Annotated in this window: 15 protein-coding genes and 1 pseudogene; 7 read left to right on the forward strand and 9 right to left on the reverse strand. The window is 64.3% G+C overall.

Annotation, left to right across the window (positions count from 1 at the left end; all coding sequences use genetic code 11):
* The first annotated feature begins 26 nt into the window (after positions 1-26).
* Positions 27-335 carry a DUF1244 domain-containing protein gene (locus HB778_RS11410; protein ID WP_183463857.1) on the forward strand — a complete coding sequence of 103 codons (309 nt, stop codon included), beginning with the start codon at positions 27-29 and terminating at the stop codon, positions 333-335.
* A 128-nt stretch (positions 336-463) separates the two neighbouring features.
* A complete protein-coding gene (locus HB778_RS11415) occupies positions 464-1,639 on the forward strand; it encodes an MFS transporter (protein ID WP_183463858.1) in 1,176 nt (391 codons plus the stop codon).
* Here the strand turns inward: HB778_RS11415 and HB778_RS11420 are convergent.
* A complete protein-coding gene (locus tag HB778_RS11420; protein ID WP_183463860.1) occupies positions 1,603-2,511 on the reverse strand; it encodes a LysR family transcriptional regulator in 909 nt (302 codons plus the stop codon). The genes HB778_RS11415 and HB778_RS11420 overlap by 37 nt on opposite strands.
* Before the next feature lie 113 nt (positions 2,512-2,624).
* Here HB778_RS11420 and HB778_RS11425 point away from each other — a divergent pair, with 113 nt between their 5' ends.
* A complete protein-coding gene (locus tag HB778_RS11425; RefSeq protein WP_183463862.1) occupies positions 2,625-3,584 on the forward strand; it encodes an SDR family oxidoreductase in 960 nt (319 codons plus the stop codon).
* A 43-nt stretch (positions 3,585-3,627) separates the two neighbouring features.
* Here the strand turns inward: HB778_RS11425 and HB778_RS11430 are convergent, their stop codons facing one another.
* The 5 genes from HB778_RS11430 to HB778_RS11450 form a co-directional block, all read right to left on the reverse strand.
* A complete protein-coding gene (locus HB778_RS11430; RefSeq protein ID WP_183463864.1) occupies positions 3,628-3,786 on the reverse strand; it encodes a DUF3309 family protein in 159 nt (52 codons plus the stop codon).
* A gap of 112 nt (positions 3,787-3,898) precedes the next feature.
* A complete protein-coding gene (locus HB778_RS11435; protein WP_183463866.1) occupies positions 3,899-7,075 on the reverse strand; it encodes an efflux RND transporter permease subunit in 3,177 nt (1,058 codons plus the stop codon).
* Between the two features lie 79 nt (positions 7,076-7,154).
* Positions 7,155-8,330, reverse strand: coding sequence for an efflux RND transporter periplasmic adaptor subunit (locus HB778_RS11440; protein ID WP_095201389.1), 1,176 nt, complete (start codon positions 8,328-8,330; stop codon positions 7,155-7,157).
* Between the two features lie 867 nt (positions 8,331-9,197).
* Positions 9,198-10,328 (reverse strand): patatin-like phospholipase family protein, encoded by a 1,131-nt coding sequence (locus HB778_RS11445; protein WP_183463868.1) that lies wholly within the window; start codon positions 10,326-10,328, stop codon positions 9,198-9,200.
* A gap of 208 nt (positions 10,329-10,536) precedes the next feature.
* On the reverse strand, positions 10,537-11,625 hold the full coding sequence (locus tag HB778_RS11450; RefSeq protein WP_183463870.1) for a citrate synthase/methylcitrate synthase: 1,089 nt from the start codon (positions 11,623-11,625) through the stop codon (positions 10,537-10,539).
* Between the two features lie 93 nt (positions 11,626-11,718).
* Here HB778_RS11450 and HB778_RS11455 point away from each other — a divergent pair, with 93 nt between their 5' ends.
* On the forward strand, positions 11,719-12,861 hold the full coding sequence (locus HB778_RS11455; protein ID WP_183463872.1) for a citrate synthase: 1,143 nt from the start codon (positions 11,719-11,721) through the stop codon (positions 12,859-12,861).
* 8 nt (positions 12,862-12,869) lie between these two features.
* Here HB778_RS11455 and ftrA read toward each other — a convergent pair whose 3' ends face one another.
* Positions 12,870-13,868 (reverse strand): transcriptional regulator FtrA, encoded by a 999-nt coding sequence (gene ftrA / locus HB778_RS11460; RefSeq protein WP_183463874.1) that lies wholly within the window; start codon positions 13,866-13,868, stop codon positions 12,870-12,872.
* A gap of 111 nt (positions 13,869-13,979) precedes the next feature.
* Between ftrA and HB778_RS11465 the strand changes: the two genes are divergently transcribed.
* Both HB778_RS11465 and HB778_RS11470 read left to right on the forward strand, forming a co-directional pair.
* On the forward strand, positions 13,980-14,399 hold the full coding sequence (locus HB778_RS11465) for a rhodanese-like domain-containing protein (protein WP_183463876.1): 420 nt from the start codon (positions 13,980-13,982) through the stop codon (positions 14,397-14,399).
* Positions 14,400-14,440: 41 nt separating this feature from the next.
* Positions 14,441-14,926 carry a GNAT family N-acetyltransferase gene (locus HB778_RS11470; protein ID WP_183463878.1) on the forward strand — a complete coding sequence of 162 codons (486 nt, stop codon included), beginning with the start codon at positions 14,441-14,443 and terminating at the stop codon, positions 14,924-14,926.
* Positions 14,927-14,969: 43 nt separating this feature from the next.
* On the opposite strand, the gene phaR is transcribed toward HB778_RS11470, so the two are convergent.
* Positions 14,970-15,578: a polyhydroxyalkanoate synthesis repressor PhaR gene (phaR, locus tag HB778_RS11475; RefSeq protein ID WP_183463880.1), complete on the reverse strand. Its 609-nt coding sequence runs from the start codon at positions 15,576-15,578 to the stop codon at positions 14,970-14,972.
* An 81-nt stretch (positions 15,579-15,659) separates the two neighbouring features.
* The gene (locus HB778_RS11480; protein ID WP_183463882.1) at positions 15,660-15,893 is read right to left on the reverse strand and encodes a hypothetical protein; all 234 of its coding nucleotides are present in this window, start codon (positions 15,891-15,893) and stop codon (positions 15,660-15,662) included.
* Between HB778_RS11480 and HB778_RS11485 the strand changes: the two are divergent.
* Positions 15,874-17,051: pseudogene (locus HB778_RS11485) on the forward strand (acetyl-CoA C-acetyltransferase). The gene HB778_RS11480 and the pseudogene HB778_RS11485 overlap by 20 nt on opposite strands.
* Positions 17,052-17,054 lie beyond the last annotated feature (3 nt).

Below are 17,054 nucleotides of genomic sequence, written 5' to 3' on the forward strand. Positions count from 1 at the left end.
AATAGTCTCTGGGCAAGGAGGTTTCGATGACTGAACTCAGCGACGAGCAGAAGCGCGATTTCGAGGCAGCCGCCTTTCGCCGGCTGGTCGAGCATCTCAGGGAACGAAACGACGTGCAGAATATCGACCTGATGAACCTCGCTGGCTTCTGCCGCAACTGCCTGTCGAACTGGTATCGCGAAGCGGCCAATGCCGAGGGTGTCGATCTCTCCAAGGACCAGTCGCGCGAGATCGTCTACGGCATGTCTTATGCCGAGTGGCAGGCGCTCAACCAGACGGAAGCGTCGGATGCCAAGAAGGCCGAGTTCGAGGCGAGGCGGCCGAAGGATCACTAAGTCCTCCGTCGACACGCCCCGATCGCTTGCCTCCGTTTGGTCCAAGCACTTCCTCGAGCGCGGTTCTTGACTACAAATTGAATCGATCTAATTTGCCGCGCAAAGCCATTTTCGGACCGGATTCGCCTATGAACGCACAAAGCGCCATGCAGACTGCCATTCGTGGGCGATGGGCCGTGGCGGCCATTTTCCTCGCCAATGGCTTCCTGACCGGCAGCTGGGCGCCGCAGATCCCGGTGTTCCTGACCCGGCTCGACATCTCGAAATTCACGCTCGGCCTGCTGATCCTTCTGTTCGGCGCCGGCGCCGTCACCGCCATGACCTGGTGCGGCCACCTGATTTCGAAACATGGCTCGCGCACGGTGCTGCGCTGGTTCGGCCTCTGCGGCAGCCTCGGCCTGCTTGTCGTCGCGCTGGCGCCCAACGTGCCGCTGGCGGCCATCGCCATGTTCATCTTCGGCGGCTCGATCGGCGGTATGGATGTCGCCATGAACGCCAATGCCGTGGTGGTCGAGCGAAAATTGTCCCGCGCCATCATGTCGTCCTCGCACGGCTTCTGGAGCCTTGGCGGTTTCGCCGGCGGCGCGCTCGGCGGCTTTGCCATCCAGCACTACGGTCACCTCGCCCATGCCGCGGTGGTGACCGTGCTCGCCTTCGCGGTCATCGCGCTGGCGGTCGGCTATCTCGTCGCCGAGGACAGGCCGCAGGCGGTCGAGCATCATAAGTTCACGCTGCCGGCGAACCCGCTGGTCTACCTCGTCGGCTTGATGGCGCTGCTGACGATGATCTCCGAGGGCGCGGTGCTCGATTGGGCAGCCCTATATCTGCGGCAGGAACTTGGCGCCGACCTTGCCGTTGCCGGCCTTGCCTATGCCGCCTTCTCCGGCGTCATGGCCATCATGCGCTTCTTCGGCGATGGCGTGCGCGACCGCTTCGGCGCGGTCACGACGCTGCGCGGCTCGGCCATTGTCGCTGCCGCAGGCATGCTGATTGCCGGCCTGTCGCCTTCGCCATGGCCCGCCATCGCGGCCTTTGCGCTGTGCGGCTTCGGCATCGCCAATATGGTGCCGATCATCTTTTCGGCCGGCGGCAACCAGGAAGGCATGTCATCCGGCACCGGCATGAGCGTCGTTACCACCATGGGCTATTCCGGCATTCTGGTGGCGCCGTCGGCGATCGGCTTCGTTGCCGAGCATTCCAGCTTCGGGCCGATTTTCATCGCCATGTCGGGGCTGCTGATCGTCGTCTTGCTGATGGCGGGCCTGGCTCACCGCGCCGAATTCGCGCCCGCACCCGCCGAATAGCGCTTCAGCTCCTCGTGGAGAAAATCCGCCACGCGGCGGATGCGCACGCTGCTGCGCACGTCGCGATGCATGGCGAGCCACACCGGCAGGCTTGGCAGCGGCAGGCCGGGCAGCACCTTCTCCACCAGCGGATCGCGGTCGGCCAACGGCTCCTGGCCAAGGCCAATGCCGTTTCCCGTCCGCACCGCCTCCCACAGAACGATCTGGTTGTCGGCCCTGAAGCGGAAACTGCTTCGGGTGACCGGGAGGCCGAATTGCGTAAAGCCCCGGATCATCTCGTCGCTGCGATCGAAGCCGATCAGCGGGTGATCGGCGAGGTCGGCCGGCCCGAGCGGGCGGCCGCGCCGATCAAGATAGGAAATGGCCGCGCAGGCGCAGAGCGGGATGTCGCAGACCTTGCGCGCCACCAGTTCGTTCTGCGCCGGCTTGACCATGCGGATGGCGATGTCGGCGTCCCGCCGCAGCAGGTTCTCGACCTGGTTCGAGGCAACGATCTCGACCTCGATGCCGGGTTCCTCGAGGCCGAGCCGCGCCATCATATCGGGCAACACATAGGCAGCCACCACTTCGCTGGCGGCGATGCGCACCGTGCCTTCGATGGCCTCGACCGAGCCCAGCGCCAGCCGTGAAAAAGCACTCGCCTGCTCGCTGACCGCCTTGCCGCGTTCAAACAGCGTGGCACCGGCTTCCGTCAGCGCATAGCCGCTCCGCCCACGCCGGAACAGCGTGACGCCGAGCGCCTGTTCCAACTCCGAGATGTGACGGCCAAGCGTCGGCTGGCTGGCCGACAGCTTGCGCGCGGCGGCCGACAGGCTGCCGGTTTCCGCGACCGTGACGAAGCTCTTGATCAGGTTCCAGTCGACATCAGCCATTCATTTTTGAATATCAAAACTCCAGTCATAGTCAATTTCTATTCGTATGTGATGTTGTCATATTCGGACCTGCAAACAACGACACAACAGCCAGCACCAAGCAGGAGAACTCAATGACCAAGATCGCAATTCTCGGCGCCAATGGCCGGCTCGGCCGTGTGGTCGGCCAGGCCTTTATCGATGCCGGCTTCGATGTCCGCGCCGTCACCCGTACGGGTAAGGTGCCGGCCGAACTCGAAGGTGCCACCGCGGTTGCCGGCGACGCGCTGGATCGTCAATCGCTGATCCGCGCCACAGAGGGCGTCGATATCATCTTCAACGGCCTCAACCCGATCTATACCGACTGGGGCAAGTGCCTGCCGATGGCTGAGAATGTCATGGCCGCCTGCCATGCCAACAACACGCTGCATCTCTTTCCCGGCACCGTCTACAATTACGGCTCGCCGATGCCGGCGGTGATCACCGAAGACACGCCGTTCCACCCGACGACGGAAAAGGGCCGCATCCGCTGCGCCATGGAGGAGCTGTTCCGCCGCGAGGCCGATGCTGGCCGCGTCCGCACCATTCTGCTGCGCGCCGGGGACTTCTTCGGCGGCACCGGCAGCGGCTCCTGGTTCGACCTGGTCGTCGCCGCCAAGATGAGCAAGGGCGTCTACACCGCACCCGGTCCGGCCGATCTCGTGCATGAATGGGCCTATCTGCCGGACTTCGCCGTGGGCTTCGTTGCACTCGCCAAGAATCTCGACAAGCTTGGCTCCTATGAGGCGCTGAATTTTCCCGGCCATGCGGTCACCGACCTGCAGATCAAGGCCGCCGCCGAAAAGGCGCTTGGCCGGCCGCTGAAGATGACCTCGATGCCTTGGTGGGTGCTGCGCGCCGGCAGCCCGTTCGTGGCGATGTGGCGCGAGATCGTCTCTATGTCCTATCTGCGCTTCGAGCCGCACCAGCTGGCCTCGACGCGGCTGGAGGGAATCATCGGCGAAATCCCGCATACGCCGCTCGATCAGGCGGTCGCCCAAGCCCTGGAGGACATCGGCATCGCCATTGCGAAGGTCACGTCGAAAGCGGCCTGACGCACGTCAATGGGCCATGCCCGCCGCGCACCGAAGAGGCGGTTCAGAGCCGCCCCATCAGCAGCAACACAAGAACCCCCATCAGCACCACACCGACAATGCCTGAAGGTCCATATCCCCAGGAGCGCGAATGCGGCCAGGCCGGCACCGCGCCGATGAGGACAAGGATCAGGACGACGATGACGAGCGTACTGATGGGCATAAGACATTCCCCGCGTTTTGCCGAGACAATGCTTCGCATTGCTCGTGCAGGGACAATGCGAAAGGCCGCCCGGTTGTTCCGGACGGCCTTTGCCGTTCAGATCGGGGTCTGTCTATTCGGCCGCCTTCGGGAAGGCGATCGCCGGTTCCGCACCGGCATCCACCGCCGGTGCGTCCGACGAGATCTCGCCCTTGCCACGCCGGAACAGCCGGCTGAACAAGCCGCGCCGCGCACCGGGTTTGACCTTGGCGCGGGTGAACACCATCAGCATCGACGGTGTCACCACCAGCGTCAGCACCGTGGCGAAGGACAGGCCGAAGACGATGGCCGAGGACAGCGAAATCCACCATTGCGTCGACGGCGCGTTGATCGTCGTCTCGTGATGGAAGATTTCCAGCCCGAGACCGAAGGCGATCGGCAGCACGCCGAGGATGGCCGACACCGCCGTCAGCACCACCGGTCGCGCACGCTCACGGCAGGTCTGCAGCACGGCCTCCATCTTGTCCCAGCCTTCTTCGCGCAGCCGGTCATAGGTGTCGATCAGCACGATGTTGTTGTTCACCACCACGCCGGCCAGCGCGATGACGCCGATGCCCGACATGACGATGCCGAACGTCTCGCCGGTTATCAGCAGTCCGAGGAACACGCCGATCGTCGCCATGACCACGCAGGACAAGACCAGCCAGACGCTGGTGAACTTGTTGAACTGCGCCAAAAGCACCAGGAAGATCAGGAAGATCGCGGCACCAAAGGCCTTGCTGAGGAAGGCGCTGGCTTCTGCGCTGTCCTCGTTCGAGCCTGCCAGCTTCCAGCGTATGCCGCTGCCGAGGTTCATGTCGGTGACGGCCTGGGTGACCTCCTGCTGCACGGCGGCGACCTGGGCGCCGGCGGCGACGTTGGCCTGCACCACCACGGTGCGGGCGCCGTCGATGCGGTTGAGGATGCCGACACTCGGTTTCGCCTCGCGGACGACGAAGTTCGAGATCGGCACCGATCCTTGCGAGGTCTGCACCCTGAGCTCGTCGAGCGTCGACAGCGTGCGCCGGTCCTCCGGCAAGCGCAGCCGGATGTCGACCGCCTTGTCAGCGCCAGCCGGCCGGTATTCGCTCAGCTTCAAACCGTTGGTGACAAGCTGCACCACCGTTCCGACCGAGGTTGGGCTGATGCCGTATTGCGCCGCCCTGGCGCGGTCGACCTCGATCGCCCAGTCGACGCCGGGTGGCGGCAAGCCATCGGAAATGTCGATGACACCGGGTACCTTGGCGATGCGCGCCGCGACGGCGCGCGCCTTCTCGTCCAGTCCCTTGGGGTCGACAGCCGAAAGCCTGATCTGGATCGGCTTGCCGGTCGGCGGGCCGGCTTCCGGCACGCGCACCTCGACGTCGACGCCGGGAATGCCGGCCATGACGCCACGCAGATCGTTCAGGATCTGGTTCGCCGATTTGCGTTCGCGCCAGTCGATGAATTCGTACTGGATGACGCCGACAACGTCCTCGGGCACATCCTGGCCGCCGCCGTCGGACTTGCCGACGCGGGTGTAAACCGACTTCAGGCCCGGCCAGCCGAGCAGCCGGTTTTCGGCAATCTTGGTCGCCGTGTCCATTTCGGCCAGCGAGAGGTTGCCGCGGGCGTGCACATAGAGCAGGCCGTAATCCGGCTCCACGCTCGGGAAGAACTCGACGCCGGCGCCATACTTCGAATAGCCAACGAAGATGCCGGCCAGCAACATGACGGTGAGCACCATCACAGTGATGGGGAAGCGCACCGCTTGCTTGACGACAGCCATGTACCAGCCATCGCGATTGCCATCCTCATGATGCTGAGGCGCCTTGGCGAAGATCGCGCCAAGCGTCGGCGCGAAGACAAGCGCATAGAGCATCGAGGCCGACAGCGTGACGATCAGCGTGATCGGCATGTACTTCATGAAGTCGCCGATGATGCCCGGCCAGAACAGCAGCGGCGAGAAGGCGGCGATGCGCGTCATCGTCGCCGCGATGACCGGACCGGCCATGCGCTTGGCGGCAAGTGCGAAGGCTTCCTGCTTGGGCATGCCCTCGCTCATCCGTCGTTCGGCGAATTCGGTGACGATGATGGCGTCGTCAACCAGCATGCCGACCGCCAGGATGAGGCTGAACAGCACGATCATGTTGATCGTGTAGCCCATCATCGCCAGCAACAGGATGCCGATCAGGAAGGACGACGGGATGGCGAGGCCAATGAGCAACGAGGCACGGCCGGACAGCGCGTAGAGGATGACGATGAACACCAGGATGACGGCGATCATCACATGGTTCTGCAGGTCCCCCAGCAGCTGGTTGACGAAGACCGACTTGTCCTGCGTGTAGGTGACGTGCATCCCCTCGGGCATCGTCTTGACGAAGGTATCGGACACTTCCCTGACCTTCGTCAGCGTGTCGATCAGATTGGCACCGATGCGCTTCTTGACTTCGATGGCGATGGCCGGCTTGCCGTTCAGGCGCGTGATCGTCGTGGCGTCGGCAAAGGTCGAGCGGATCGTCGCGATGTCCTTGGCCTGCACCACGGCGTTGGGGCCGGCAACCACCGGCAGCGCCGCCACATCCTCCGGAGTCTCGATCAACGACGGCACCTTGACGGCGTATTTGCCCTCCGAGCCCTCGATGTTGCCGGCCGCGACCAGGCTGTTGGAAGCGCCGACGGCGCCGATCAGCTGGTCGAGCTGCAAACCATAGGACGACAGTTTCATCGGATCGATGACGACCTCGACAAGATCGTCGCGGGAGCCCTGCAGCGAGCCTTCGAGAACGCCGGGCACCTCCTCGATGCGGTCACGCAGTTCACGCGCCGCGGCGGCCAGAACGCGCTCGGGCAATTCGCCGGACAGTGTGACGACGAGCACCGGGAATTCGGAAATGTTGACCTCGGTGACGACAGGTTCCTCGGCCGCCTGCGGCAGGTCGGCCTTGCCGTCCTGCACCTTGGAGCGCGTATCCTGCAGCGCCGTCGCCAGATTGGTCTGCGGCTGGAACTCGACCAGCACGTAGCCGCCGCCCTGGAAGGCGGCCGAGCGCATTTCCTTGAGGCCCTTCAGGCTTTTCAGCTTGCTTTCCATCGGCCGAAGCAGAAGGCGCTCGGAATCCTCCGGCGAAATGCCCTGATAGATCAGGCTGACATACATCATCGGAATCGGAACGTCGGGTTCCGCTTCCTTCGGCGTCGATTGATAGGCGACCCAGCCTGCAATCAGCAGGAAAACCAGGACCGAGATGGTCAGGCGGGCATTGTTGATTGCGAGTCTGACGATATCCATGACTTATGCCTGCTGTTGCTTTCGGGAGTGGCGAACGGACTGACGTCGCCGGGCAGGGCCCGGCGCTCGCGCCCGTGCGCTACTGCGTGCCGGCGGTGGCTTCGCCGATCAGCTTGTTGATGGTCGCCTGGTCGGCCTCGACTGGCTTGACCTCATCGCCTTCCTTCACCAGTTCCTGGCCGGCGACGATGATGCGCGCATCGGCCGGGATGCCGCCGAGCACGAGACCGGTCGGCGTGTCGTCGACCAGATCGATCGGGAAGAACGCCACTCTGTTGTCCTTGCCTACGGCGCGGATGCCGAGATCGCCCTTGTCGCCGAGCGTCACCACCGACCGCGGCAGCAGAACCGCGTCGGTCGGCAATGCGCTGAGCTGGATCTCCGCCGTCATGCCGGCCGGCACCGAGCCATCGCCATTGGGGATGGCGACCTCGATACGGAAGGTGCGGGTCGCCGACGACGCATCGCGGCTGATGTATCGCACCGTGCCTTCGACAGTCTGGCCGCTGACCAGCCGAACGCTGGCCTTGTCACCGATCTTGAGATAGCCGAGGTCGCGCTCGCTGATCTCGCCGCGCGCGATCACCGGATCGAGCTTGAGGATGGTCGCCACCTCACCGCCCTGCATGACGGAGCTGCCGAGTTCCACCGGCACCCGGTCGATGACACCGTCGAACGGCGCCTTGACTTCGTTGCGGTCGAGCTCGGCCTGTGCGGTATCCAGCTGCGATTGCGCCAGGGTCAGATTGGAGCGGGCGGTGTCGAGCTGCAGCTTCGGCAAATTGCCGGTCTTCATCAGCCGCAGCGACGCGTCCAGCTCGGCCTGGCGCTGCGCGACAAGCTGCTTGGCATTGTCGACCATCGAGATCTTTTCCTCGGCGGCCAACATCAGCACCAGATCGCCGGTCTTGACGTGATCGCCTTGCTTGACCGGCAGCTTGTCGATGACGCCGGCCACGCGGGTTGCGAGCACCGCGCGCTTGTCGGCCTCGGTCAGCCCTGAAATGCGGATGGCGCGCGCATAGGTCTTGCGCGGCGGCGTCACGACGGCAACGGTGCGCAGCGGCGCCTTCGGTTCGGCTTCCGCCGCCTTTGGCTTGCTCGCATCCGGCGTCTTGCCCTGCTCGACTTCGGCCGCCTTGGCCTTGTTGGCCGCTACGCTGCCGACCGACGAGAATTCGCCTGTCGCCATCCACGCCGCGAAACCAATGAGCACAACAATGGCTGCAAGCTTGTGAAACCTGATTTTAGGCATCGTCATTTTTCCACTGCGGGTTCGGCCAGCACCGCGCCTTCATGACGCGGGCGCGTCGCCGATATGGGTGCGCGCCTGACCGTGTTCAAATTGCCGTGATAGGCGAGCGTGCTTCTACATCAAAGTTGCACTGCAATATAGTCCGAAAGTTGCAGCAGCATTGCGTAGCCGGGCAAGGTGTGGCCGCCGCGAAACTGTTCTCGACTTGCTAAAATACCAGTAGGGCGGGTTCGCAGCCGGCTCACGATCTCCCCCATCATCATCAGTCCCGAACGACCGCTCGGTCATTGCTGACCGACAGCGTGGCACTCCCGCAGATGCTGGCGCGATCGTGCCCGGGACCTCTGATCTGGACGCGGATTTTGATCGCCAGGCCAGATCATTTTCGGTCAGCGAAGGACATCAAGCTCCGGCGTCGGGAAGCTTGGCCAAGCTATTGGAATTGCTTGTGAAATGCCAAGACAAACACGGGATCGCTTGAGGCCGGTTCGTTGATGTAGAACCGGGCGTCGAGAGCGCCGGCACCTGCGGCACTGGAATGCCAGGGATCGGCGTGGCCCCTTGGTTCGCGACATGGCAAGAGCACAGTGCGCGTGCTGGAACCCAGATTATTTTCAGTTTATTCGCAAGGCTGGTGTCGATCAGTCCGCTCGTCATTTTCCAACAATACCGTGCGACGGCGTGCGGCCTCGTCGGCATGTTGGTGGCAGCAGGCGTCAGCATGATGAAGCGTCTTCCACACGCGAGGGTTGTCGCCTTGCCGGATCGTCCTGGTCGCTACTCCGACTTCCGGAACACTTCGCTGATGGTCTTGATCGAGCAGCGCCTGACGCAGATCGGCTATCGCTCCTTCGGCACCCGGTGGGCTCAGGCCCGCCGGCGCTCCGCTTCCGGGTTCTTGCGCGCTGCAAGAAACTCCTTGACCCGTCGGCCAGGCGCTGGCCCTCGCACCGGCTTGAAACCGTCGTCAAGCTCACCGGAGAGATCGAGCGTCGGCCGCTTGCCGACGGCGTCGTAATTCTCTTCCAGCCAGTCGCTGGCGGCGGTGCGGCCGAGATCTCTGAGATAGCTCAGGAAGGCCCATTCGGCATTGACCTTGGATGACGCCGACAAGTCCTTGAACGCCTCGTCGGCATCGATGCGGTGCATGCGGATGTCGCGGTATTCGCCATGCGGCAGACGGCCAGCGGCGATCAGTTCCTTGACGAAGGCGATCGAGCGGAATTCGTTCAGCAGCCCGGCGTTGAAGGTGATCTCGTCGATGCGGTTCTGGATCTCGTTGGCGCTCTTTGGCGTACCTTCGCGCACCACCGGATTGATCTGCACCAGAAGCACGTCTTCCGTCGCCGCCGTCTTGAAAAACGGGAACAGCGCCGGATTACCGCCATAGCCGCCATCCCAATAGGGCACGCCCTTGATCTCGACGGCGCGGAACAATTGCGGCAGGCAGGCCGAGGCCATCACCGTGTCGAGGTCGATCTCGCCATCGGAAAACACCCGCAACTGTCCGGTCTCGACATTGGTGGCGGAGATGAACAGTTCCATCGACTTGCAGGCGCGGACATTCCTGAAATCGATCTCCTGCGCGACCACGTCGCGCAACGGATTGAGGCCGAGCGGATTGGCGACATAGGGCGAGAACACCCGCGACATGGTGTCGAAGAAGACATAGCCCGGCGTGTTCTCGATCGACCAATTGCCCCAGGCGACATCCCACGGCATGCGTTGTACCGGGCTGAACCGGCCTTTCGCCGCGACGGCGTGCCAGAAATCGTCAAGTTTTTGCCGCGCGCCTTCGACCCCGCCACGCACATATCCGTCGGCCAGTGCCACGGCGTTCATGGCGCCGGCGCTGGTGCCGGACACGGCCGCTATCTCAAGCCTGCCGTCCTCCAGCAGCCGGTCGAGCACGCCCCAGGAAAAGGCGCCATGCGAGCCGCCGCCCTGAAGCGCGATGTTGATCTGCTTCTTTTCCTCCGCCTTGCCGTTCTTCGTCATGGCGTTCCTGTCATCCTGGTGCGCCAACCTGCCCCAACGTCACCGAAGGAAGCAGCTATTGGCGGCTTATGTTGCAGTGCAGCATATAAGGACGGACCAAGGCAAGAACACGAACACGGTCGCGTGATCACATGAAATTTCGGTCATGAGAGAAAGCCCCTCCGCTTCGAGGCGGAGAGGCCCTCGTCTTTCGAAACAGACTGGGTGTCTAGGCAACCAGATCCGGCACCGGGCCGACATAGCGCGATTGCGGACGGATCAGCCGTCCGGTCGTCTGCTGCTCACGCGCATGCGCAATCCAGCCGGCAACACGCCCGGCGGCGAAGACATTGCTGAAGGCTTGCGGCGGGAAACCCGCCGCTTCCAGCACCAGCGCGGTGTAGAATTCGACGTTGGTCTGCAGCGCGCGCTGCGGCTTGGCAATCCGCAACACCTCGAGCGCCGTCTGCTCGACCTTTTCGGCGAAGGCCAGCCGGCGGCCGGTCTCACCCTCGCCGCCAAGCTGCCGCACGACGGCCTTCAGCACATCGGCGCGCGGATCGCGCACACGATAGATGCGATGGCCGAACCCCATGATCCGCCTGCCTTGCGCGATCTCGTTGCGCAGCCAGCCGGCTGCATCGCCATGCGCCTCGATCGCATCGAGCATCTCGATCACCGGGCCGGGCGCGCCGCCATGCAGTGGCCCCTTGAGCGCGCCGAGCCCCGCCAATACCGACGAGGTCAGCCCGGCCAAAGTCGAGGCAACGACGCGGGTGGTGAAGGTCGAGGCGTTGAGGCCGTGGTCGCAGACGGTCACCAGATAGGTGTCGAGCGCCTTTGCCAATGCCGGCGACGGAACGGAACCCCGGAGCATCCGCAACATGTCGGCGGCATGACCGGACTTGCCGTCCGGCGCGATCGGCTGCGCGCCACGCTGCAGGCGCAGCAGAGCAGGCGTCAGCACCGCCGGCGCCGCAATCAGCCGCAAAGCGCCCGTCAGGGTCTCGCCGTCCGGCAACAGAGCCATGCCGGCGCGCATGGCGCTGTAGATTTCGAGCGGCGCCAGGAAGGGCAGCGAGGGCAAAAGCCGCTCGAACACCTCGACGCGCGCCTCACCCAGTTTGGCCGCCAGTTCGGCATCGCCAGGCAGATCCTCGAAGAAGCCATCGAGCAGCAAGCGAACCACCTGCGGATAGGTCCATCGTCCGGCCAGCTCCGGCAGCGAATGACCGCGGATCGTCAGGCGGCCGCCCAGACCATCTACGTCGGACAGCACGGTTTCAGCCGCCACCACATCATCGAGCCCATTCGCCATAGCCTTGTCTCCTTGAAGCTTTTCCGGATCGGAGATAAGGCTGGGCAAGGCAAGCATCAATCTTGATCAATAGAATCAATATCAGAGCTGAAAATGTCGGACTGGCTGTCGCGGGAAGAGGCGCTGGAGAGGCTCAAGGTGCGGCCGCAGACGCTCTATGCCTATGTCAGCCGTGGGCGCATCGGCATGCGCCCGGACCGCGCCGATCCGCGCCGCAGCGAATATCGCGCGGACGATATCGCGGCACTGGCAACGCGCAGGGCGCGCGGACGCAGCCCTTCGGCCATCGCCGAAAGCGCTATTGCGTGGGGTGAGCCGTCGATCGTTACGGCGGTTTCGACCGTCTGGCACGGTCACCTCGTCTATCGCGGCCGGGACGCAGCTATCCTGTCCGACCATGCCACGCTGGAAGAAACCGCCGCCGTGCTTTGGGGTCTGCCTGAGCCGGTCCGTTTCGAAGCGCCGTCGCCGGATGCGTCGCGGCAGTTCGGCCGAGGCCCGGCCTTTGCGCAACTTGCCTTGCTGGCCGGCCAGGGGCGGCCGTCGCTTGGACGCAGCGCCGCCTCGCTATGCGTCGACGCCGCGCGCGCAATCGGCGTGCTGGCCAGTGCCCTCGGTGCCGAAGCCGGGCCGGAGCCGGTGCATCGGCGCCTGGCAAAGGGCTGGTCGGTCGATGAGAACGGAGCCGAAGCGATCCGGCGCGCCCTTGTGCTGCTCGCCGATCACGAACTCAACGCCTCGACCTTCGCGGCCCGCGTCGCTGCCTCGACAGGCGCCTCACCCGCCGCTTGCCTGCTGGCCGGTCTGGCGACACTTTCCGGCCCACGGCACGGTGGCGCTGGCGAAGCGGTGATGCAGTTGGCGGAAGATGCGGCGCGGCACGGCGCCGATGCCGCGATCCGGCGCTGGCTCGGCCACGACCGGCCTTTGCCGGGCTTCGGCCACCAGCTCTATCCCGAAGGTGATCCCCGCGCCACGGCGCTTCTGGCGGCCATCGGCAACACCGACGAGACGTTGCGGTTGCTGGAAACCGCCGCCATTGCCGCGACCGGCACCCAGCCGAACATCGATTTTGCCCTGGCCGTGCTGACGCGCGGCCTCGGCCTGCCGCGCGATGCCCCGTTCCATCTGTTCGCGCTTGGGCGCAGCGTTGGCTGGGCCGCGCATATGGTCGAACAGATCGTCAGCGGCAGCATTATCCGGCCGCGCGGCCGCTATGAGGGGCTGTTGCCCTGACGACGTCGTCAGGCGGAGTTGGCATTAGTCCCGAACCGCGCCCTGTAGGCGGCGGGCGTCGTGGCGAATTGTTGGCGGAAGTGATGCCGCAACGTCGCCGCCGCGCCAAATCCGGCGGTCTCGGCAATCCGCTCGATCGGCAGGCTCGTGTCTTCCAGCAAAGTGCGCGCCCGCGAAAGCCGCTCCGAAAGCAGCCAGCGCGCCGGCGTGACGCCGGTTGCGGCCGCGAACCGGCGCAGGAATGTCCGCTCGCTCATTCCAGCCATTCCGGCCAAAGTGGCGACGGGATAGTCGGCGGAAATGTCGGCGCGCATCCGGTCGATCAACGGTCCAAGCCGGCTGCGTTCGTGAGGCTCGGGAACGGAACTCTCGACATACTGCGCCTGGCCGCCGTCGCGGTGCGGCGGCACGACCAGGCGGCGTGCCACCATGTTGGCCGCCTTTGTGCCGAAATCGCGCCTAACCAGATGCAGGCACAGGTCGATGCCGGCCGCGCTGCCAGCCGATGTCAGCACATTTCCCTCATCGATGTACAAAACGTCAGGAACCACGGTGATGTCGGGATACATCTCCCTCAGTCTGTCGCTGTAGCGCCAATGCGTGGTTGCCTTTTTGCCTGAGAGTAGGCCGGCCGCGGCAAGCACGAAGACGCCCGAACAGATCGACAGGATGCGTGCGCCGCGCTCATTGGCCTTGCGAAGCGCCTCGATCAGGAAGGGCGGCACCGGACAATCCACACCGCGCCACCCCGGCACGATCACCGTGCCGGCCTCGCCGATCAGGTCGGGGCCACCATCGGCGACGATACGCACGCCACCCATCGCGCGCATTTCACCGGCGTCTATGCCGGCGACGGCGAACCGGTACCAGTCCGCACCCATCTCCGGCCTGGGCAAGGCGAACACCTCGGCCGCCACGCCGAATTCGAACGTGCACAGCCCATCATAGGCAACGGCAACGACCAGCCGGTTGGCAGCGGGCGGGTTGGGAGGAGGCACATTTGGCATGATCTTGACGATATATGGCAAAGCTGCCAGCTGCAATCGCCCGGTTCGGTGCGCTACCTCAGCTCCATCAAAAGCGATGGAGACCAGCTCCATCAGCGATGGAGACCCCTGATGAGCTATGTGACTGACATTCCGACGGCATCGGCGGAAATCGCCCGGGACCATTTCCTGCACCGGCTTTCCGTGGAGACCGACTGTTCAGACGTCGCCGCGACACTACGCGGCGGCGAGCCGGACTTCGTGCTTCTGCACGTGGTCGGTTCGCCGCAAGCCTACGAGCGCCGCCATGTGCCGGGCGCGCTGCATCTACCTCACCGCGACATTTCGGCCGAGCGGATGGCGCAATGGCCGGCAGGCACGCTGTTCGTCGTCTATTGCGCGGGACCGCATTGCAATGGCGCGGACCGGGCAGCTTTGAAGCTCGCCAGCCTCGGCATGCCCGTCAAGATCATGATCGGCGGCATAACCGGCTGGCAGGACGAAGAGCTTCCTTTCGCCTCGGGCAAGGAGCCTGGCGTTTTGCACGCATGATCGTTGGCTGGCGCGGAAGCGTTTACGCGATATGGTCGACATTGAAGACGCGGGAAGGCATGCAGATGGCGGCGATTACGGTTCGGCAGTTCGAGCAGCAGGATGTCGCCGCGGTGCTCGCGCTTATGCGGGCGCTGGCCGTCTTCGAGGGCTATGATGACAAGTTCCACCTCACCGAAGCAGACCTCATCACACACGGATTGGGGCCATCGCCCCGGTTCGGCGTGTTCGTGGCGGAGCTGGAGGGCGTGGTCGTCGGCATCGCCGTCCACTACCTCATCCCGTGGACCTACGACCTGAAGCCGGTTGTGTGGCTGAAGGAACTCTACGTAGCCGAGACGGCGCGCGGCATGTCGGTCGGCCATGCCCTTGTGAAACGGCTCCGCGACCATGCCATCAATATCGGCGCATCCGCCATCAAGTGGACGGTGCAGCAATCCAACATGCCGGCCAAGGCATTCTATCGCTCTCTCGACGGGCGGGCCGACGAAATCTGGGAATTGTGGCAGATGCCGATCGACGGATAAGGCACGGCCGGGTTGGCCTGAGCGTGCCTAACCGCTGCCCGGCTTACGACATCGTGTCGAGCTTGCGCTGCATGGCCGCGATCTGGCTCTTCAGCTCCTGAAGGTCGTCGGATTTTTCCGGCGCTTCCTTCTTGGCTGGCTCAGCCGGAGCCGCGGCTGGCGCGGAGCCAGCTGGCGGGAACGGCGTGAAAAGGCGCATCGCGTTCTGGAACATTTCCATGTTGCGGCGCGTCTGCTCTTCCAACGCCTTGATCGGTGTCGCGATCTTCATCACGTCCAGCGGCGACTTGCCGATGGCGCCCTTCATCTGCTCGCGGAAGCGCTCCTGCTCCTTGGAGAAGGCGATCATCGACTGTTCGAGGAAGCTCGGCACGATCATCTGCATCTGGTCGCCGTAGAAGGCGATCAGTTGGCGCAGGAACGGGATCGGCAGCATGTTCTGCCCATCCTTGTTCTCCAATTCGAAAATGATCTGGGTCAGCACCGGATGCGTGATGTCGTCACCGGTCTTGGCGTCCTGGACGGTGAACTCCTCGCCTTTCTTGACCATCTCGGCCAGATCCTCGAGCGTCACATAGGTGCTCGTCCCCGTATTATAGAGGCGGCGATTGGCGTATTTCTTGATAATGATCGGATCGTCTTTTGCGGCCATCTGCATCCTCCCCGGACACCGGCACGCCTGAGTAAGCAGCCGGTAACGATTGCGCCCTTTTCGAGGATATGCGCAAAAGCCTCATAATTCCAAGCAGTTTGTGCAGTGCGGGATCACATAATGCTGCATAGCAGGCAAAATATGCTGCGCAGCAGCGGCCAGCTCGCCGGCACCGCGACGGGTGACCTGCTTGGCGTGCATGGGCGCCATGCCGATTTCCGGTTTGACTTGGGGTTGGGAAAGGGCAAGAAAAGTCTTCAACGACAGAACAACACCTTGAAGTCTGGAGAAGAAAATGCCCGATTCCATCGTCATTGCCAGCGCCGCGCGCACGGCCGTCGGCTCCTTCAACGGCGCGTTTGCCGCCACGCCAGCCCATGAACTCGGCGCCGTCGTCATCAAGGAACTTTTGTCGCGCGCCGGTGTCGAGGCCGCCGAGGTCGACGAGGTCATCCTCGGCCAGGTGCTGACCGCCGCTCAAGGCCAGAACCCGGCCCGCCAGGCCTCGATCCTTGCCGGCCTGCCCAAGGAGACCACGGCCTGGGGCCTCAACCAGGTTTGCGGCTCGGGCCTGCGTGCCATCGCGCTCGGCATGCAGCAGATCGCCACCGGCGACGCCAAGGTGATCATCGCCGGCGGCCAGGAGTCGATGTCGCTGTCGCCGCACGCCGAGCATCTGCGCGCCGGCGTCAAGATGGGCGACTACAAGATGATCGACACCATGATCAAGGACGGCCTGTGGGACGCCTTCAATGGCTACCACATGGGCAACACCGCCGAGAACGTCGCCCGCCAGTTCCAGATCACCCGTGACGACCAGGACCAGCTCGCGCTGGCCTCGCAGAACAAGGCAGAGGCCGCGCAGAAGGCCGGCAAGTTCAAGGACGAGATCGTCGCCTTCACCATCAAGGGCAGGAAGGGCGACACCATTGTCGACCAGGACGAATACATCCGCCATGGTGCGACCCTGGATGCCATGACCAAGCTGAAGCCGGCCTTCGACAAGGACGGCACCGTCACCGCCGCCAACGCCTCCGGCATCAATGATGGTGCCGCCGGCGCGCTGCTGATGAGCGAAGCGGAAGCCGCAAGGCGCGGCATCACCCCGCTGGCGCGCATCGCGTCCTGGGCAACCGCCGGCGTCGATCCGGCAATCATGGGCACCGGACCCATTCCCGCCTCGCGCAAGGCCTTGGAAAAGGCCGGCTGGTCGGTCGGCGATCTCGACCTGGTCGAGGCCAACGAGGCTTTCGCCGCGCAGGCCTGCGCCGTCAACAAGGGCATGGGCTGGGATCCTTCGATCGTCAACGTCAATGGCGGCGCCATCGCCATCGGCCACCCGATCGGCGCCTCGGGCGCCCGCGTCTTCAACACGCTGGTTTACGAGATGCGCCGCCGCGCGCCAAGAAGGGCCTCGCCACCCTGTGCATCGGCGGCGGTATGGGCGTTGCGCTCTGCGTGGAAGCGCTCTGAAAA

Origin of the sequence: Mesorhizobium huakuii, assembly GCF_014189455.1 — a bacterium.
GTDB classification, from domain to species: domain Bacteria; phylum Pseudomonadota; class Alphaproteobacteria; order Rhizobiales; family Rhizobiaceae; genus Mesorhizobium; species Mesorhizobium huakuii_A.